Origin of the sequence: Limnohabitans sp. T6-5, assembly GCF_003063315.1 — a bacterium.
Classification (GTDB): Bacteria; Pseudomonadota; Gammaproteobacteria; order Burkholderiales; family Burkholderiaceae_C; genus Limnohabitans_A.
The window spans coordinates 1244034-1262000 of the sequence record NZ_NERV01000001.1 but is presented as its reverse complement, the minus strand read 5'-3'; the positions used below and the strand labels follow the sequence as shown (position 1 = coordinate 1262000).

Genomic DNA, 17967 nt, shown 5'->3' with positions numbered 1-17967 from the left:
ATTAAAAAGCTGTTGAAAGAACAAACGGCAGCAAAAACTCAAGGCTGCCAGTGGAGGAAATTGCGGAACAAGGCCAAACCCTGATCCGCGCTTTTTTCGGGGTGAAACTGGGTGGCAAAAATATTGTCACGGGCAATGGCGCAGGCAAAGCGGCCACCGTAATCGGTCTGGGCCGCGCTGTGCGCCGGGTTGGCCACTTGGGCGTAGAAGCTGTGCACAAAATAGTACCAGCTGCCATCGGCAATGCCGCTCCACAGCGGGTGCGCTGGGGTGTCTTGCCAGACTTGGTTCCAGCCCATTTGCGGCACTTTGTAGCGGGTGCCGTCAGGCTGAATTTGCCCCGCCAGCTCGAACTTGACCACGCGGCCGGGGATCAAGCCGAGGCCGGGGGTGTTGCCTTCGTCGCTGTGGTCCAGCAGCATCTGCATGCCCACACACACGCCAAAAAGCGGTTTGCTGGCGGCGGCTTCGAGCACGGCGTCCATCAAACCCGACTCGCGCAACTCGCGCATGCAGTCGGGCATGGCGCCCTGCCCTGGCAAGACCACGCGGTGCGCGTTGCGCACGACTTGCGGGTCAGAGGTCACCGTCACTTCGGCATGGTCCACGCTGGAGGCCGCATGGATCACCGCTTGCGCCACACTGCGCAGGTTGCCCATGCCGTAATCGACGACAGCGACGCGGTTGGAGCTCATGTCAGAGGCTGCCTTTGGTGGAAGGGATCACACCCGCCGAGCGGGGGTCGAGTTCGAGCGCCGCGCGAATAGCCCGTGCAAAGGCCTTGAAGATGGTCTCGCACTGGTGGTGCGCATTGACGCCCTTGAGGTTGTCGATGTGCAGCGTGCACAGGGCGTGGTTCACAAAGCCCTGGAAGAATTCGTACACCAGCTGCGTGTCGAGCGCGCCCAGCGAGCCCGAAGTGAATTTCACGTCCATGTGCAGACCGGGGCGACCCGAAAAGTCCACCACCACGCGGCTCAAAGCTTCGTCGAGCGGCACATAGGCGTGGCCATAACGGCGGATGCCTTTTTTGTCGCCAATGGCTTGCGCAAATGCTTGGCCCAAGGTGATGCCGATGTCTTCCACCGTGTGGTGGCCGTCGATGTGCAAGTCGCCTTCGCAAGCGATGTCCAAGTCGATCAAGCCGTGGCGGGCGATCTGGTCGAGCATGTGGTCCAGAAAACCAATGCCGCTGGCCAGCTTGGCCTGGCCTGTACCGTCTAGGTTGATGGCGACGCGGATGTTGGTTTCTGCCGTCTTGCGGCTGACTTCGGCGGTACGGTTCATAACGATTCTTTCAGGGCGGCCAGCATCAGGTCGTTTTCTTGAGCGGTGCCCACTGTCAGGCGCAGGCAATTGGCCAGTAATGGGTGCATTTTAGAAACGTTCTTGACCAACACTTTGTGGGCTTTCATACCCTCGAAGGTTTTGGCCGCATCGGGCACTCGGGCCAGGATCATGTTGGCTTCGCTGGGGAAAGGCTGCACGCTAGGCAAGGTGGCCAGCTCTTTCAAGAGGCGGGCACGCTGCTCGCGCAGGTCTTTGGCTTGTGCGGCAAACACCTCGGCATGCTCCAGCGCGAACAGGGCGCATTCACAGTTGAGCACGCTGATGTTGTAAGGCGGGCGCACTTTGTCGATCTCGGCCACCAAAGCTTTGGGGCCCACCATATACCCCAAGCGCACACCGGCCAGGCCAAACTTGGAGAGCGTGCGCATCAAGAGCACATGCGAGTGGCGCGTGATGCGGTCCATGTAGGTCTTGCTGGCAAAAGGCTGGTAGGCCTCGTCCATGACCACCAGCCCGCCTTGTTCGCCCTGGGCCAGCACGATCTTTTCGATCGTGTCGTCGTTCCAGAGGTTGCCGGTGGGGTTGTTGGGGTAAGCCAGGTAAACGATGGACGGCTTGTGCTCGGCAATGGCGGCCAGCATGGCAGCTTCGTCCAGCTCAAAATCGGCCGTGAGCGGCACGCCGTGGAAGGCCAGGCCTTGCAGCTGGGCGCTCATGGCGTACATCACAAAGCCGGGCAGTGGCGCCAAGATGGACGCGCCGGGCACGTCGCAGGCCATGGCCAAGAGCGAGATCAATTCGTCTGAGCCGTTGCCCAGCATGATGTCGAAACCTTCAGGCATGCCCGCGTGCTGGGCCAACGCAGCGCGCAGGTCGTTCACACGGCCATCAGGGTAGCGGTTGAGCGCCAACGCGCCCAGGCGCTCGCCCAAAGCCTTTTGCAACTCAGCGGGCAGGCGGTGCGGGTTTTCCATCGCGTCGAGCTTGACCATGCTGACCGAATCCTGGATGGCGTAGGCGTGCATGGACTGCACGTCCTGGCGGATGCGTTGCATGAGTTGGGGACTGACGTGGCTCATTGGGTATCTCGCATCGGGGGCACAGGGTTCAAACGCAATTCGGCAGCGCGGGCGTGGGCTTGCAGGCCTTCGCCATAAGCCAGCTCTGCGGCAATGCGGCCCAGCGTCTGGGCACCCGCTTCGCTCACTTCAATCAGACTGCTGCGCTTTTGGAAGTCGTACACACCCAGTGGCGACGAGAAACGCGCCGTGCCGCTGGTGGGCAAAACGTGGTTGGGGCCAGCGCAGTAGTCGCCCAGCGACTCGCTGGTGAAAGCGCCCAAAAAGATCGCACCCGCGTGGCGCAGCAGTGGCTCCCAGCGGTGCGGGTCGCGGCTCGACACCTCCAGGTGCTCGGGCGCGATGCGGTTGCTGATGGCGCAGGCTTCTTCCATGTTGCGCGTAAGGATCAGCGCACTCCGGTCGTTCAGGCTCTTGGCAATGATCTCGCGACGCGGCATCTCGGGCAGCAGGCGGTCGATGGCGGCTTGCACTTGAGCGATGTATGCCGCATCAGGGCACAGCAAAATGCTTTGCGCCAATTCGTCGTGCTCAGCCTGGCTGAACAGATCCATCGCCACCCATTCGGCGGGCGTGGTGCCATCGGCCAGCACCAAAATTTCGCTGGGGCCAGCGATCATGTCGATGCCCACGGTGCCGAACACGCGCTTTTTGGCGCTGGCCACATAGGCGTTGCCGGGGCCGGTGATCTTGTCCACTTTGGGGATGGTGGCGGTGCCATAAGCCAGCGCCGCCACGGCCTGCGCCCCCCCCACCGTGAAGGCGCGGCTCACGCCCGCCACACAGGCAGCAGCCAGCACCAGCGGATTGCGCACGCCTTGCGGCGTGGGCACGACCATGATGATCTCTTGCACACCCGCCACATGCGCGGGAATAGCGTTCATCAACACCGACGAAGGGTAAGCGGCTTTGCCACCGGGCACATAAATGCCCACGCGGTCGAGCGGTGTGACTTTTTGGCCAAGCAAGGTGCCGTCTTCGTCGCGGTAAGACCAGCTTTCGCCCGATGCTTTCTTTTGCGCCTCGTGGTACATGCGCACACGTTGTGCAGCCGCTTGCAAGGCTTCGCGCTGCACGGCAGGCAGGCTATCCAAAGCGGCCTGCAATTCGGCTTGGGTGATCTCCAGGGCCTTCACATCGGCGGCTTGCAGGCCATCAAAACGCTGGGTGTACTCCAGCACGGCCGCGTCGCCGCGCTGCTGCACATCGGCCAGGATGTCGGCCACGCGCTGCTCAATGGCGGCGTCGGTGTCGGCAGACCAATGCAGGCGCGCCGCGAAGGCCGCTTCAAAACCGGCATCCGCCGTGTTCAGTTGCAAGGGTTTGGCCTGCAAGCCTAACGTGTCCATGGGGTTCAGTCTTTCTTCACCGCGCCCGCAAAGGCGTCGATGATGGCGCGGATCGGTGCTTGCTTGAGTTTGAGAGCTGCCTGGTTCACGACCAGACGCGAGCTGATGTCCATGATGCGTTCGACTTCAACCAGGTGGTTGGCCTTGAGGGTGTTGCCCGTGGACACCAGATCGACGATGGCATCAGCCAAGCCCGTGAGCGGTGCCAGTTCCATGCTGCCGTAAAGCTTGATCAGGTCGACGTGCACGCCTTTGGTGGCAAAAAAGTCGCGGGCAATCGTGGTGTACTTGGTCGCCACTTTCAGGCGCGCGCCCGTGCGCACTTGCGCGGCGTAGTCGTAGTCGGCACGCACCGCCACGCTCATGCGGCATTTGGCGATGTTCAGGTCCAGCGGCTGGTAAAGGCCTTGGCCGCCGTGTTCGATCAACGTGTCCAACCCGGTCACGCCCAAATCGGCGCCGCCGTATTCCACATAGGTGGGCACGTCGCTGGCGCGCACCAGCACCACGCGCACATTGGCCTGGTTGGTGGGCAAGATCAGCTTGCGGGATTTTTCGGGGTCTTCGAGCACCTCGATGCCAGCGGCTTTGAGCAGCGGCAGGGTTTCGTCAAAGATGCGTCCTTTGGACAGGGCCAGCGTGATCATTTCACTCTTTCGATGTCGGCACCCAGGCCGCGCAGTTTCAATTCCATGCGGTCATAGCCGCGGTCCAGGTGGTAGATGCGGTCGACAATGGTTTCGCCTTCGGCCACCAAACCGGCAATCACCAGGCTGGCGGATGCGCGCAGGTCGGTGGCCATGACGATGGCACCCGACAATTTTTCAACCCCTTCGATCACCGACACCTTGCCGTCGATCTGGATGTGCGCGCCCAGGCGCACCAGTTCGTTGACGTGCATGAAACGGTTTTCAAAAATCGTCTCGGTCACTTTGCTCGCGCCTTGCGAGATGCAGTTGAGCGCCATGAACTGGGCCTGCATGTCGGTCGGGAAACCGGGGTATTCGGTGGTGCGAAAGCTCTGGGCTTTCAAGCGCCCTTCGGATTGGACGCGGATGAAGCCATCACCAGCTTCAATCGTGGCACCGGCATCGCGCAGCTTCTCAATGACCACTTCCAGGTGATCGGCACGCCCGTGGCGCAACACCACGTCACCACCGGTTGCAGCGACCGCGCACAAAAAAGTGCCCGCCTCGATGCGGTCGGCCACCACCTGGTGTTCGCAACCGTGCAAACGCTCCACGCCCTGAATCCGGATTCGGCGTGTGCCGTGGCCTTCGATCTTGGCGCCCATCTTGATGAGCATTTCAGCCAGATCGCCAATTTCGGGCTCCTGGGCGGCGTTTTCGAGCACCGTCTCACCTTCGGCCAAAGCCGCAGCCATCATGAAGTTTTCGGTGCCGGTCACGGTCACCATGTCGGTGGTGATGTGCGCGCCCTTCAGGCGTGTGCGGCCTGCGGGCAGGCTGGCCAGCATGTAGCCATGCTCGACCGAAATTTCGGCCCCCATGGCCTGCAAGCCCTTGATGTGCTGGTCCACCGGACGCGAGCCGATGGCACAGCCACCGGGCAACGAGACTTTGGCGTGGCCAAAACGGGCCAGCAAAGGCCCCAAGGCCAGCACCGAGGCACGCATGGTTTTCACCAGCTCATAGGGAGCTTCGGGGTTGTTCAAAGCACCGGCATCCAGCGTGACGCGGCCGTCTTCGTGGTGCTCAGCGGTCACGCCCATGTTGCGGATCAGCTTGAGCATGGTGGACACGTCCTGCAAGCGAGGCACATTGGCCAACGTGACGGGGTCGGCGCTCAACAAGGCCGCACACAGCTCGGGCAAGGCGGCGTTTTTGGCACCGGCCACATCCAGCGTCCCTTGCAGGCGCTGGCCGCCTCTAATTTTCAGTTTGTCCATGGGTTTTGATCTGTTCAGTGTCTTGACGACTCTTCAAAGCCATTCAACGGCCTTGGGTGGCCCATTCAGCTGGTGTATAGGTTTTCATCGACAAGGCATGCACCTCGTCGTTGTGAATTTTTTGCCCCAACGTGGCATACACCCGCTGATGGCGGGCAATTGGGCGCATACCCGCAAACGCGTCAGACACGACCACGGCACTCCAGTGTCGACCATCGCCGTCGACTTCAAGGTGGGTGCATTCGAGTCCTGCGGCAATGATGGCGTGAAGTTGCTCTGCGTTCATGTGTTTCAGCTCCGGATTTTGTAGCCGGTGCGCAAAAGATAAAGGGTCACGCTGCTCACCAACACCATGGCTGTGCCCACCACCGCCAGACTGATCCAGGGGGAGACATCGCTGTGGCCAAAAAAGCCGTAGCGGAAGCCATCGATCATGTAAAAGAAGGGGTTGAGGTGGCTCAGTTGTTGCCAAAAGGCAGGCAGCGAGTGGATGGAGTAGAACACGCCCGACAGGAAGGTCATGGGCATGATGACGAAGTTCTGGAAGGCGGCCATTTGGTCGAATTTTTCGGCCCACAGCCCTGCAATCACGCCCAAGGCGCCCATCATGGCCGCGCCCAAAATGGCGAAGGCCAAAATCCACAAGGGGTAGATGAACTGGATGTTGACCATCCAGCCGGTGATGACAAACACGCCCAGGCCCACGGCCAAGCCACGCACCACCGACGAGCCCACATAGGCCACAAACCAGCTGCAGTGCGACAAGGGCGTAAGCAGCAAAAAGACGATGTTGCCCATGATCTTGCTTTGCACCAGGCTCGACGAACTGTTGGCAAAGGCGTTTTGCAGCACCCCCATCATGATCAGGCCAGGCAGCAAGAACGAGGTATAGGCCACCTGGTCATAAACCTTCACATGATTTTCCAGCACATGGCCGAAGATCAGCATGTAGAGCACCGAGGTGAGCACGGGCGCCGCAATGGTCTGGAAAGCGACTTTCCAAAAGCGCAGCACTTCTTTGTAAAGCAGTGTTTGCCAGCCGGTCATGCCGAGACTCCGTGTGCGGGTTGTTTTCGGTTCATGACTTCGAGGAAGACGTCTTCCAGATCAGGTTGCCGGATTTCCACGTCTTCGGCCACCAGGCCCGCCGCGCGGATGGTGGCCAGGTGGTTTTCAATTTCGAGCGCGTTGTGCACCGGCAGCTGAACGATGCGTCCTGTCACGCGCGCCATGGCAGCAAGGGCAGCAGGCAAATCACCATCGAGCTTCATGCGCAGCACCTGGCTGGTGGCGGACTTGAGCAGATCAGAGGTGCGCTCAAGGGCCACCACCTGGCCGCGCTTGAGCATGGCAATGCGGCCGCACAGGGCTTCGGCTTCTTCGAGGTAGTGCGTGGTCAGCAACACCGTGTGGCCTTGCTTGTTGAGTTTGGCGATGAAGGCCCACAAGGTCTGGCGCAATTCCACATCGACGCCTGCGGTCGGTTCGTCGAGAACAATCACGCGGGGCTTGTGCACCAGGGCTTGGGCAACCAGCACTCGGCGTTTCATGCCGCCCGAGAGCTGGCGCATGTTGGCGCCCGCCTTGTCGGTCAGGCCCAGGCTTTCCAGCAGTTCATCAATCCAGGCGTCGTTTTTCTTGACCCCAAAATAACCCGACTGGATGCGCAGCGACTCGCGCACCGTGAAAAACGGGTCAAACACCAGCTCTTGAGGTACCACGCCCAGTAAACGGCGAGCCGCCGCATAGTCGGCCTGCACGTCATGGCCATGCACCCGGGCCGTGCCTTCGGTCGCACGGGTCAAGCCCGCCAGGATGCTGATCAGGGTGGTTTTGCCAGCGCCATTGGGACCCAGAAGGCCGAAAAACTCACCCTCTTGCACCTCCAGGGTGACCTGGTCGAGCGCCTTGAACGCGGCTGCGCCAGCCTGTTTGGCAGGGTAAGTTTTAGAGATGGATTGGAATGAGAGTGCAGACATGTCAGGGCTTTATTTTAAGTGCTGCCCCGCTCTGGCGCTGCGTCATGACGAAGATCGTGTCAAAAGAAGCCCAAAAGGGCCGCCGTTCAGACGAAACGCTTAAAAAAAATCAAATGGCATGAATCAGGCCGATTCAAGCAAATCCAGTACGCCGTACAAAGTGGCCAACTCACGCAGACGAGCGGTCATGCCCTGCACCTGCAAGCTGCGCCCCAATTCACGAACTTCCCGGCGCAAGCCCAGCAAGACAGCCAGCGCCGAAGAATCAAAATCTTGCAGGGCCGATGCGTCGAGTTGGACCGGCGCTGTCGACGCTTGTTGCGCCTGCAACCGGGCAACCCACTGCGCCAGACAGGCATTGGCCTGGTCATGCATCAAGGTCGCAGGCAGTGTCAGATCGCTCATCGTCAGGCCTTGGCAGATCAAGAGTTGCCCGCATTGGACTTGTTGCGCGCCGCCAGACTGGCGATCAAGGCATCAATACCGCCGGCGTTGATTTCTTTGGTGAACTGCGTACGGTAGTTCTCAATCAGCCAAACGCCCAGAACATTGAGGTCAAAAATCATCCAACCCGAACCTTCGCCCGGGGTTTTTTCAAGGCGATAGTCCAATTGAATCGGATCGCCTTTGCCACGCACTTCCGTGTTCACCACCAGGTTTTTGTCTTCCTGACCGGGGCGCAAAGGCTTGACCTGAACCACCTGGTCGTTCACCTGACTGAGGGCACCCGCGTAAGTGCGCACCAGCAAAATCTTGAATTCGTCCTGCAACCTTTTTTGCTGCTCCGGCGTGGCTTTGCGCCAGGCCGGACCTGTCGCCAGCGCGGTCATGCGACGGAAGTTGACATGCGGCATCAGCTTGCCATCGACCAACAGCATGATCTTGTTCATGTCACCATTGCGCAAAGCCTTGTCAGCTTTGATGCTGTCCAGCGTTTCATTGGTGATGCGTTTGATGAACACTTCGGGCGCTTCATCTGCAGCCCAAGCCGCGCCAACCGTGGCGCTCAGGCCCACAGCCAGCACGGCGCCCACAAAATAGCGACGGGAAAAGGAGTTCAGAATGTTTTTCATACAGTGAATATAGTGGGATCGGGCAGTCAATCCATAGGACTTGGGTCAGTCGTTGTGAACAACTGTAACGCGCCAAGTCGGTTCAGATTCATGGCGTTTCAGATTCGCTGTAGTCAAAATTGGATGGCGGATTGCCATCATAAATATCGTTCTCGCGCTTTTGCAAATAGGCGTCTCGCACGAAGGAATAAGGGTCCAGTGCGGCTTCTTTGACCACATCCACCGTCTTGATCAGGCTTGCGCGCGTATCAATCACGCCCGTGGCGGTCAACACATTGCGGGTTGCCACATCGTTGAATTGCTGCACCGCATTGCCCTTGATGTCCAGGGGCGTGCCCAGTGCATCGCGCAAGGTGGAAGGCCCCAAGAGTGGCAGCATCAGGTATGGCCCCGGCTTGACACCCCAATACCCGAGGGTCTGACCAAAATCTTCCTTGCGTTTTTCAAGTCGCATCTCTGTGGCCACATCCAGCACGCCCCCCAGGCCAAAAATCGTGTTGACGCTGATGCGCATGAATGTTTCAGCGGTCGCTTGCCCTTTCAATTGAAAGGCACTGTTGGCCATGGACCACACATCACCGAGATTGCCCAGGAAATTGTGAATGCCTGTGCGGACTGGCCTGGGCAACACCGCCACATAAGCCTTGGCAGCGGGTTTGAGGACAGCTGCGTCCAGCGTGTCGTTGAAGTTGTACACGCTGCGGTTCATGGACTCCCAGGGATCGCGGACATCTGCACTTTTGACCGTAGCGCAGCCTTGCAACAGCATGGGGACGACAACCGCCAGGGTCATCGCGCCTTTTTTGATTCGCACCATCATGGCTTGGCGCTTTCGGCCTTGGGCTTTTCAGCCTGGCTGTACAGGAACTGGCTGATCAGGTTTTCCAGAATGACCGCCGATTGGGTCGATCCGATTTTGTCGCCAGCCACCAGATTCTTTTCGTCGGCACCGGGCACGATGTCCAGGTATTGCTCGCCCAGCAGCCCGCTGGTCAAGATTTTCAGCGAGCTATCTTGCGGAAAAGTGTTTTGCGACTGCAAGCCCAGGGTCACCTTGGCCTGATACGACTCACCATCGAATTCGATTTTCTTGACACGGCCCACCACAACCCCTGCGCTCTTGACCGCAGCACCGGGCTTGAGACCGCCAATGTTGTCGAACTTGGCACTGACCTGGTAATCCGAGCTGAAATTCAGCGTCAGCAAATTGGCCGACTTGAGCGCCAAAAACAACACGGCCAAAGCGCCCAAAAGCACAAACAAACCCACCCAGATATCATTTTTTGAACGTTGCATGCCGTCCTCCTCAAATGCTGAACATCATCGCGGTCAGGATGAAGTCCAAACCCAAAACCGACAAAGAAGAAACCACCACACTGCGGGTCGTGGCACTGGCCACTCCCTCAGGCGTGGGCTTGGCGACATAGCCCTGGAGCAAGGCAATGAACGTCACCGCAATGGCAAACACCACGCTCTTGATGATGCCGTTGCCCACATCCTTGAAGACATCGACCCCACCTTGCATCTGACTCCAAAACGATCCTGCGTCCACGCCAATGAGCAAGACGCCCACCACATAACCGCCCAGAATGCCCACTGCACTGAACACCGCAGCCAGCAAGGGCAACGCAATGATGCCGCCCCAAAAACGGGGCGCCAATATGCGCTGAATCGGGTCCACCGCCATCATCTCCAAGGCCGTCAATTGCTCACCCGCACGCATCAGGCCGATCTCGGCAGTGAGCGACGCGCCCGCACGACCGGCATAGAGCAAAGCAGCCACGACTGGTCCCAATTCACGCACCAGACTCAGCGCCACCAGCAAGCCCAAAGCCTCGGCCGAGCCATAACGCTGCAAGGTGTAATAGCCCTGCAAGCCGAGCACAAAGCCCACAAACAAACCAGACACCGTGATGATGGCCAGCGAATAGTTGCCCAGGAAATGCACCTGGTCTCGCACCAGACCAAAGCGCCGCAGCGTGGTGCCGGACATCTTGCACAGCTTGAAAAACAAGCGTGCGCCATAGCCCCAATCAGCCAAGGCCTGGCGGGTGTTCGCGCCCAATGCGGCCAGCATGTTCAACACATTCATGCCGTCCTCCGGTCATAGTCTTGCGCGGCGGCGGGCGCGGGGTAGTGGAACGGCACCGGGCCATCGCTGAGCGCATGCACGAACTGGTGAATCAAGGGGTCTTCACTCACGCGCAACTCGGCCGGTGTACCTTGGGCGGCCACACCGCCATTGGCCAAAATCACCACATGGTCGGCAATCTCGAAGGTTTCCGTCACATCGTGCGAGACGATCACGCTGGTGATACCCAAGCTGTCGTTCAGGCGCCGAATCAAACGCGCCGCCGTGCCCAATGAAATGGGGTCCAAACCGGCAAACGGTTCGTCGTACATGATCAGATCAGGGTCCAGGGCAATGGCGCGGGCCAAAGCCACACGACGACTCATACCGCCGGATATCTCGGAAGGCTTCAGATCCCGGGCGCCGCGCAGGCCCACGGCATCGAGCTTCATGAGCACGATGTCACGGATCAAGTCTTCCGACAAAGCCGTGTGTTCACGCAAGGGGAAGGCCACGTTATCGAACACGCTCATGTCGGTGAAAAGCGCGCCAAACTGGAACAGCATGCCCATGCGGCGACGCGCGGCGTACAGCTCTTGCTGGTTCATGCGGCTCACATCGTGACCGTTCACCAGCACCTGCCCCTGGGTGGCCCGAATTTGCCCACCGATCAGGCGCAGCACCGTGGTTTTTCCGCCACCCGACACGCCCATCAAGGCCGTAACTTTCCCTCGCGGCACATTGAAGCTCAGGTTCTTCAAAATGACGCGGTCCCCGTAGTCAAAGCTCAGGTCACGGATTTCAACAAGAGAGGATGTAGTCGGTGTATTCATGAAAAACAAGAGCCGGGCAAACCGGCTCTTGTGATGTTAATGGCCCAAGATCAACAATTTGTAAATCTTGGAGCTCTAGGGATTTTACCTAGAACAAAAAACCTCAACGGGGCAAGTCGGTTTGGCCCATCAAGAACTCGTCCACCGCCCGTGCTGCCTGACGGCCTTCACGGATCGCCCATACCACCAGCGACTGGCCACGGCGCATGTCACCGGCAGCAAACACTTTGTTCACGTTGGTGGCATAGCCGCCGGTGAAGTCGGTTGTGGCCTTGGCGTTGCCACGGGCGTCTTTGTCGATGCCGAAGGCGTCGAGCACAGTGGCGACCGGGTTGGTGAAGCCCATGGCCAGCAAGACCATGTCGGCTTTGTATTCCTTCTCGGTGCCGGGCACTTCGACCATCTTGCCGTCTTTGAATTCGACGTGCACGGTTTTCAGACCCTTGAGCTTGCCTTTTTCACCGATGAACTCTTTGGTGGAAATGGCGAACTCGCGTTGCAACAGGCCTTTTTCGGCGCTCTCGTCGTGGCTGGAGCTGGTGCGCAGCTTCATGGGCCAGTAAGGCCAGACCATCAACTTGTTTTCTTTTTCGGGTGGCTCGGGCATCACCTCGAACTGGGTCACGCTGACCGCGCCGTGGCGTGTGCTGGTGCCCACGCAGTCGCTGCCGGTGTCGCCGCCACCGATCACAATGACGTTTTTGCCGTCAGCGCGCAGCTGGCCCTTGAGCTTGTCGCCCGCATTCACCTTGTTTTGCTGGGGCAGGAACTCCATCGCAAAGTGGATGCCGTCCAGATCGCGTCCAGGCACGGGCAGGTCACGCGACTGCTCAGAGCCGCCAGTCAGCAGCACGGCGTCAAAGTCTTTCTTGAGCTGTTCGGCGCTGATGGTTTCTTTGGCCCAGTTGGTGACCTTGGAATCCTTGGGCCACCCCCCCACCAGCACGCTGGTGCGGATCTTCACGCCTTCGGCTTCAAGCTGCTGGACGCGGCGGTCGATGTGCGACTTTTCCATCTTGAAGTCAGGAATGCCGTAACGCAGCAAACCACCCACGCGGTCGTTCTTCTCGAACAAGGTCACGTCGTGGCCAGCGCGTGCCAGCTGCTGGGCTGCGGCGAGGCCTGCAGGGCCTGCACCGATCACAGCCACGGTTTTGCCGGTCTTGACCTTGGCAGGGCGGGGCGTGACCCAACCTTCGGCCCAGGCGCGGTCGATGATGGCGTGCTCAATGGACTTGATGCCCACGGCGTCGTCGTTGAAGTTGACCACGCAAGCTGCTTCGCAAGGCGCGGGGCAGATGCGGCCTGTGAACTCGGGGAAGTTGTTGGTGCTGTGCAGCACCTCGATCGCGTTCTTCCAATCGCCCTGGTACACCAGGTCGTTGAAGTCCGGAATGATGTTGTTGACCGGGCAGCCGTTGTTGCAAAACGGTGTGCCGCAATCCATGCAACGCGCAGCTTGCGTCTTGGACTGCTCTTCGGTCAACCCGATCACGAATTCGCCGTAGTTTTTCAAGCGGTCGGCGACGGGTTTGTAGCCCTCTTCGATGCGCTCAAATTCCATGAAGCCGGTGATTTTTCCCATGATGTTTCCTTCGATTCTTGACTTGGGGCTCAGGCGGCGACAGGCTGGGCGGCCTTGGCTGCTTTGCGGGCGTTGATCTCGCCCAGAGCACGCTTGTATTCGTTCGGGAACACCTTCACGAACTTGGCTCGGGCTGTGGACCAGTTGTCCAGCAACTCGCGAGCGCGCTGGCTGCCGGTCCACTTGAAATGGTCTTCCAGCAGCTTCTTGAGTTGTGCTTCGTCGGCTTGGTCGCGGTGCCAGACCTTGCGGTCCACTTGCGCTTCCTGCTCGGCCACCGACAGCACTTTTTCCATGCTGACCATGGCGGTGTTGCAACGCGAAGCGAACTCGCCGTCTTCGTCGTACACATAAGCGATACCACCGCTCATGCCCGCGCCAAAGTTGCGGCCGGTCTTGCCCAGCACCGCCACGGTGCCGCCGGTCATGTATTCGCAACCGTGGTCACCCGTGCCCTCAACGACCGCTGTGGCACCCGAGAGGCGCACCGCAAATCGCTCGCCAGCCACGCCAGCGAAGAAGGCTTCACCGGTGGTCGCGCCGTACATGACGGTGTTGCCCACGATGATGTTTTGCGAGGCCACGCCACGGAAGTCCAGGCTTGGGCGCACGACCACGCGGCCACCCGACAAACCCTTGCCGGTGTAGTCGTTGGCTTCGCCGATCAGGTACAGCGTGATGCCGTTGCACAAGAAAGCGCCAAACGACTGACCGCCTGTGCCTTCCAGTTGGATGCGGATGGTGTCGTCAGGCAGACCTTCGGGGTGCACCTTGGTCACCGCGCCAGACAGCATGGCACCGACCGAGCGGTTCACGTTGCGGGCAGCTTCCATGAACTGCACTTTTTCGCCCTTGTCGATGGCAGCGCGGCTCTTGGCGATCAGCACATTGTCCAGGGCCTTGGCCAGGCCATGGTCCTGGGTTTGCACGTGGCGCACGTCGGCGTCCATCGTGACTTGCGGCACGGCCAGCAGACGACCGAAGTCCAGGCCGCGGGCCTTCCAGTGGCTCACGCCAGCGCGCATGTCGAGCAGGTCAGCTCGGCCCACCATGTCGTCGAACTTGGCGATGCCCAGCTGGGCCATGATCTGACGCACTTCTTCGGCGATGAAGAAGAAGTAGTTCACGACATGCTCAGGCTTGCCGGTGAACTTGGCGCGCAGAGTCGGGTCTTGCGTGGCCACGCCCACGGGGCAGGTGTTCAGGTGGCACTTGCGCATCATGATGCAGCCCTCGACCACCAGCGGTGCGGTGGCGAAGCCGAATTCGTCCGCGCCCAAGAGCGCGCCGATGGCGACGTCACGGCCGGTCTTCATCTGGCCATCGGCCTGCACGCGGATGCGACCGCGCAAGCCGTTGAGCACCAAGGTCTGTTGGGTTTCGGCCAGACCGATTTCCCATGGCGAGCCCGCGTGCTTGACGGACGACCAGGGCGATGCGCCCGTGCCGCCGTCGTGTCCAGCGATCACAACGTGGTCTGCCTTGCACTTGGCCACACCGGCGGCGATGGTGCCGACGCCGATTTCGGACACGAGCTTGACGCTGATGTCGCTGTGCGGTGCCACGTTCTTCAGGTCGTGGATCAGCTGGGCCAAATCCTCGATCGAGTAGATGTCGTGGTGCGGTGGTGGCGAGATCAGGCCCACACCGGGCACCGAGTGGCGCAGCTTGCCGATGTACTCGGACACCTTACCGCCGGGCAGCTGACCGCCTTCGCCGGGCTTGGCGCCCTGGGCCATCTTGATCTGGATCTGGTCAGCGCTTGACAGGTATTCGGCGGTCACACCGAAACGGCCCGAAGCCACCTGCTTGATGCGCGAACGCAGCGAGTCGCCAGCCAGCAATGGCAGATCGACCTCGACGTTGGCTTCGCCAATCACGCTCTTGAGCGAATCGCCCTGCTTGATCGGAATGCCCTTGAGTTCGTTGCGGTAGCGGTTGGCGTCTTCGCCGCCTTCACCGGTGTTGCTCTTGCCGCCGATGCGGTTCATGGCCACGGCCAGAGTGGCGTGTGCTTCGGTAGAGATCGAACCCAGCGACATCGCGCCGGTGGCGAAACGCTTGACGATCTCGGCTGCAGGCTCGACCTGCTCCAGCGGGATGGCCTTGGACGGGTCAATCTTGAACTCGAACAAACCGCGCAGCGTCATGTGGCGCTTGCTTTGGTCGTTGATAATCTGTGCGTATTCCTTGTAGGTGCTGAAGTTGCCGGCACGTGTGGAGTGCTGCAATTTGGCGATCGCGTCAGGCGTCCACATGTGCTCTTCGCCACGGGCGCGCCAGGCGTATTCGCCACCGGCGTCCAGCATGGTGGCCAGCACGGGGTCGTCGCCAAAGGCGGCGGTGTGCATGCGGAAGGCTTCTTCGGCGATTTCAAACACGCCGATGCCGCCCACGCGGCTGGCGGTGCCGGTGAAGTACTTGTTGATGGTCTCGGTGTTGATGCCGATGGCTTCGAACAACTGCGCACCGCAGTAAGACATGTAGGTCGACACGCCCATCTTGGACATGATCTTGGACAGGCCCTTACCGATCGCCTTGACGTAGTTGTAAATGGCTTTCTCGGCCGACAAGTCGCCGGGCAGCTCTTTGTGTAAAGCGGCCAAAGTTTCCATCGCCAAGTAGGGATGCACGGCTTCGGCGCCGTAACCGGCCAACACAGCAAAGTGGTGCACTTCGCGGGCAGTACCGGTTTCAACCACCAGGCCTGCGGTGGTGCGCAGACCTTCGGTCACCAGATGCTGGTGGATGGCCGACAGGGCCAGCAGCGCGGGCACAGCCACTTGGGTGGCGTTCACGCCACGGTCGCTGATGATCAGGATGTTGTGGCCGCCCTTGATGGCGTCCACAGCTTCAGCGCACAGCGAGGCCAGCTTGGCTTCCACGCCTTCGCGTCCCCACAGGGCGGGGTAGGTGATGTCCAGCGTCGCGCTCTTGAACTTGCCCTGGGTGGCTTGCTCGATGTTGCGCAGCTTGGCCATGTCGGCGAAGTCCAGGATCGGCTGGCTGACTTCCAGGCGCATCGGTGGGTTGACCTGGTTGATGTCCAGCAGGTTCGGCTTGGGGCCGATGAAGGACACCAGCGACATCACGATCGCTTCGCGGATCGGGTCGATCGGGGGGTTGGTCACTTGCGCGAACAACTGCTTGAAGTAGTTGTAGAGCGGCTTGTTCTTGTCGGACAGCACTGCCAGTGGGCTGTCGTTGCCCATCGAGCCAATGGCTTCTTCACCGGCAGACGCCATGGGGGCCAACAAGAACTTGATGTCTTCTTGCGTGGTGCCAAAGGCTTGTTGCAGATCCAGCAACTGGGGTGACGCTGCGCTGGTGCCCACCGACTGGGGTTCGGTTTGGCTGATCGGCAACTCCTGTGCGCCCTCTCCGGCCACGGGGTGGTCCACATCGTCCAGACGGATGCGCAGGTTTTCGATCCACTGCTTGTAGGGCTTGGCGCTGGCGAGGCCCGCCTTCAACTCTTCGTCGTTGATCATGCGGCCTTGTTCCAGATCGATCAGGAACATCTTGCCGGGCTGCAGACGCCACTTGCGCACGATCTTGCTTTCGGGGATCGGCAGCACGCCGGTTTCCGAACCCATGATGACCATGTCGTCGTCGGTGATGATGTAGCGCGAAGGGCGCAGGCCGTTGCGGTCGAGCGTGGCGCCGATCTGGCGGCCGTCGGTGAACACGATCGACGCGGGGCCATCCCATGGCTCCAACATCGCAGCGTGGTATTCATAGAAGGCCTTGCGGCGCTCGTCCATGGTGGTGTGCTGTTCCCAAGGCTCGGGAATCATCATCATCACGGCCTGGCTGATGGGGTAACCCGCCATGGTCAGCAGTTCCAGGCAGTTGTCAAAGGTGGCGGTGTCGGACTGACCGGCGAAGCTGATGGGGTAGAGCTTTTGCAGATCGGCGGCCAGCACGGGCGAAGACATCACGCCTTCGCGGGCCTTCATCCAGTTGTAGTTGCCCTTGACGGTGTTGATCTCGCCATTGTGGGCGACATAACGGTAAGGGTGAGCCAATGGCCACTCGGGGAAGGTGTTGGTGGAGAAACGCTGGTGCACCAGACCCAACGCCGAGACGCAGCGCTCATCTTGCAGGTCCAGGTAATACGTGCCGACCTGATCGGCCAGCAGCAAGCCCTTGTAGACCGCGGTGCGGCTGGACATGCTGGGGATGTAGTACTCGTTGCTGTGCGTCAGGTTCAATGCCTGGATGGCGGCGCTGGCGGTCTTGCGGATCACGTACAGCTTGCGCTCCAGAGCGTCCTGCACGATCACATCGGCGCCACGGCCAATGAAGATCTGGCGCATGATCGGCTCTTTTTCTCGCACGCGGGGCGACATGGGCATTTCGCGGTTGACCGGCACATCGCGCCAGCCCAAGACCACCTGGCCTTCGGCCTTGACGGCGCGCTCGAGTTCTTGCTCGCAGGCCATGCGCGAAGCATGTTCCTTGGGCAAGAAGACCATGCCCACACCGTACTCACCGAAAGGCGGCAAGTTGATGCCTTGTTTAGCCATCTCTTCGCGGTACAGCGCGTCGGGCAGCTGGATCAGGATACCGGCACCGTCGCCCATGAGCGCATCGGCACCCACAGCACCCCGGTGGTCCAGGTTTTCAAGAATCTTGAGGGCCTGCGTCACGATGGCGTGGCTCTTTTGACCTTTGATGTGGGCCACAAAGCCAACACCGCAAGCATCGTGCTCATTGGCCGGGTCATAGAGACCGGTCGTTTGGAAATGTTCTTTTTCGGCTGCCGTGGTCATGGCGCACTCCTAGGGTTTATACGC

General features: G+C 60.2%; 17 protein-coding genes. All 17 read right to left on the bottom strand.

Translation table 11 applies throughout. The features are described from left to right. Positions 1–38 precede the first annotated feature (38 nt). A complete protein-coding gene (hisH, locus tag B9Z51_RS05380) occupies positions 39–695 on the bottom strand; it encodes an imidazole glycerol phosphate synthase subunit HisH (protein WP_108372427.1) in 657 nt (218 codons plus the stop codon). Between the two features lies 1 nt (position 696). Continuing rightward, positions 697–1287: an imidazoleglycerol-phosphate dehydratase HisB gene (gene hisB, locus B9Z51_RS05375; RefSeq protein ID WP_108372425.1), complete on the bottom strand. Its 591-nt coding sequence runs from the start codon at positions 1285–1287 to the stop codon at positions 697–699. Continuing rightward, positions 1284–2369 carry a histidinol-phosphate transaminase gene (gene hisC / locus B9Z51_RS05370; RefSeq protein WP_108372423.1) on the bottom strand — a complete coding sequence of 362 codons (1086 nt, stop codon included), beginning with the start codon at positions 2367–2369 and terminating at the stop codon, positions 1284–1286. The genes hisB and hisC overlap by 4 nt, the downstream gene beginning before the upstream one ends. Next, entirely contained in the window at positions 2366–3718 is a 1353-nt protein-coding gene (hisD, locus tag B9Z51_RS05365; RefSeq protein WP_108372421.1) for a histidinol dehydrogenase, read from the bottom strand. Before hisD ends, hisC begins: the two co-directional genes overlap by 4 nt. Before the next feature lie 5 nt (positions 3719–3723). Then, on the bottom strand, positions 3724–4365 hold the full coding sequence (gene hisG / locus B9Z51_RS05360) for an ATP phosphoribosyltransferase (RefSeq protein WP_108372419.1): 642 nt from the start codon (positions 4363–4365) through the stop codon (positions 3724–3726). Then, positions 4362–5627, bottom strand: coding sequence for a UDP-N-acetylglucosamine 1-carboxyvinyltransferase (gene murA / locus B9Z51_RS05355; RefSeq protein ID WP_108372417.1), 1266 nt, complete (start codon positions 5625–5627; stop codon positions 4362–4364). The genes hisG and murA overlap by 4 nt, the downstream gene beginning before the upstream one ends. Positions 5628–5670: 43 nt before the next feature. Continuing rightward, a complete protein-coding gene (locus B9Z51_RS05350; protein WP_108372415.1) occupies positions 5671–5913 on the bottom strand; it encodes a BolA family protein in 243 nt (80 codons plus the stop codon). 5 nt (positions 5914–5918) lie between these two features. Then, a complete protein-coding gene (locus tag B9Z51_RS05345) occupies positions 5919–6674 on the bottom strand; it encodes an ABC transporter permease (protein ID WP_108372413.1) in 756 nt (251 codons plus the stop codon). Further along, positions 6671–7606, bottom strand: a complete 936-nt coding sequence (locus B9Z51_RS05340) for an ABC transporter ATP-binding protein (RefSeq protein WP_108372411.1) — start codon at positions 7604–7606, stop codon at positions 6671–6673. Before B9Z51_RS05340 ends, B9Z51_RS05345 begins: the two co-directional genes overlap by 4 nt. A 123-nt stretch (positions 7607–7729) precedes the next feature. Beyond that, complete coding sequence (locus B9Z51_RS05335; protein ID WP_108372409.1) at positions 7730–8011, bottom strand: lipid asymmetry maintenance protein MlaB; 282 nt, start codon at positions 8009–8011, stop codon at positions 7730–7732. A gap of 17 nt (positions 8012–8028) precedes the next feature. Next, positions 8029–8679 (bottom strand): phospholipid-binding protein MlaC, encoded by a 651-nt coding sequence (locus B9Z51_RS05330; RefSeq protein WP_108372407.1) that lies wholly within the window; start codon positions 8677–8679, stop codon positions 8029–8031. An 88-nt stretch (positions 8680–8767) separates the two neighbouring features. Then, complete coding sequence (locus B9Z51_RS05325; RefSeq protein WP_233254828.1) at positions 8768–9496, bottom strand: VacJ family lipoprotein; 729 nt, start codon at positions 9494–9496, stop codon at positions 8768–8770. Further along, a complete protein-coding gene (gene mlaD / locus B9Z51_RS05320; protein WP_108372405.1) occupies positions 9496–9975 on the bottom strand; it encodes an outer membrane lipid asymmetry maintenance protein MlaD in 480 nt (159 codons plus the stop codon). The genes B9Z51_RS05325 and mlaD overlap by 1 nt, the downstream gene beginning before the upstream one ends. 10 nt (positions 9976–9985) lie before the next feature. Next, positions 9986–10771: a lipid asymmetry maintenance ABC transporter permease subunit MlaE gene (gene mlaE, locus B9Z51_RS05315; RefSeq protein WP_108372403.1), complete on the bottom strand. Its 786-nt coding sequence runs from the start codon at positions 10769–10771 to the stop codon at positions 9986–9988. Beyond that, a complete protein-coding gene (locus B9Z51_RS05310) occupies positions 10768–11583 on the bottom strand; it encodes an ABC transporter ATP-binding protein (RefSeq protein ID WP_108372401.1) in 816 nt (271 codons plus the stop codon). The genes mlaE and B9Z51_RS05310 overlap by 4 nt, the downstream gene beginning before the upstream one ends. A 103-nt stretch (positions 11584–11686) precedes the next feature. Further along, complete coding sequence (locus tag B9Z51_RS05305; protein WP_108372399.1) at positions 11687–13168, bottom strand: glutamate synthase subunit beta; 1482 nt, start codon at positions 13166–13168, stop codon at positions 11687–11689. A gap of 29 nt (positions 13169–13197) precedes the next feature. After that, positions 13198–17943 carry a glutamate synthase-related protein gene (locus B9Z51_RS05300; protein WP_108372397.1) on the bottom strand — a complete coding sequence of 1582 codons (4746 nt, stop codon included), beginning with the start codon at positions 17941–17943 and terminating at the stop codon, positions 13198–13200. Between the last annotated feature and the right edge of the window lie 24 nt (positions 17944–17967).

Bases quoted from the DNA above. Each gene is read 5' to 3' on its own strand.
- hisH (WP_108372427.1), bottom strand. From the start codon at position 695: ATGAGCTCCAACCGCGTCGCTGTCGTCGATTACGGCATGGGCAACCTG.
- hisB (WP_108372425.1), bottom strand. From the start codon at position 1,287: ATGAACCGTACCGCCGAAGTCAGCCGCAAGACGGCAGAAACCAACATC.
- hisC (WP_108372423.1), bottom strand. From the start codon at position 2,369: ATGAGCCACGTCAGTCCCCAACTCATGCAACGCATCCGCCAGGACGTG.
- hisD (WP_108372421.1), bottom strand. From the start codon at position 3,718: ATGGACACGTTAGGCTTGCAGGCCAAACCCTTGCAACTGAACACGGCG.
- hisG (WP_108372419.1), bottom strand. From the start codon at position 4,365: ATGATCACGCTGGCCCTGTCCAAAGGACGCATCTTTGACGAAACCCTG.
- murA (WP_108372417.1), bottom strand. From the start codon at position 5,627: ATGGACAAACTGAAAATTAGAGGCGGCCAGCGCCTGCAAGGGACGCTG.
- B9Z51_RS05350 (WP_108372415.1), bottom strand. From the start codon at position 5,913: ATGAACGCAGAGCAACTTCACGCCATCATTGCCGCAGGACTCGAATGC.
- B9Z51_RS05345 (WP_108372413.1), bottom strand. From the start codon at position 6,674: ATGACCGGCTGGCAAACACTGCTTTACAAAGAAGTGCTGCGCTTTTGG.
- B9Z51_RS05340 (WP_108372411.1), bottom strand. From the start codon at position 7,606: ATGTCTGCACTCTCATTCCAATCCATCTCTAAAACTTACCCTGCCAAA.
- B9Z51_RS05335 (WP_108372409.1), bottom strand. From the start codon at position 8,011: ATGAGCGATCTGACACTGCCTGCGACCTTGATGCATGACCAGGCCAAT.
- B9Z51_RS05330 (WP_108372407.1), bottom strand. From the start codon at position 8,679: ATGAAAAACATTCTGAACTCCTTTTCCCGTCGCTATTTTGTGGGCGCC.
- B9Z51_RS05325 (WP_233254828.1), bottom strand. From the start codon at position 9,496: ATGGTGCGAATCAAAAAAGGCGCGATGACCCTGGCGGTTGTCGTCCCC.
- mlaD (WP_108372405.1), bottom strand. From the start codon at position 9,975: ATGCAACGTTCAAAAAATGATATCTGGGTGGGTTTGTTTGTGCTTTTG.
- mlaE (WP_108372403.1), bottom strand. From the start codon at position 10,771: ATGAATGTGTTGAACATGCTGGCCGCATTGGGCGCGAACACCCGCCAG.
- B9Z51_RS05310 (WP_108372401.1), bottom strand. From the start codon at position 11,583: ATGAATACACCGACTACATCCTCTCTTGTTGAAATCCGTGACCTGAGC.
- B9Z51_RS05305 (WP_108372399.1), bottom strand. From the start codon at position 13,168: ATGGGAAAAATCACCGGCTTCATGGAATTTGAGCGCATCGAAGAGGGC.
- B9Z51_RS05300 (WP_108372397.1), bottom strand. From the start codon at position 17,943: ATGACCACGGCAGCCGAAAAAGAACATTTCCAAACGACCGGTCTCTAT.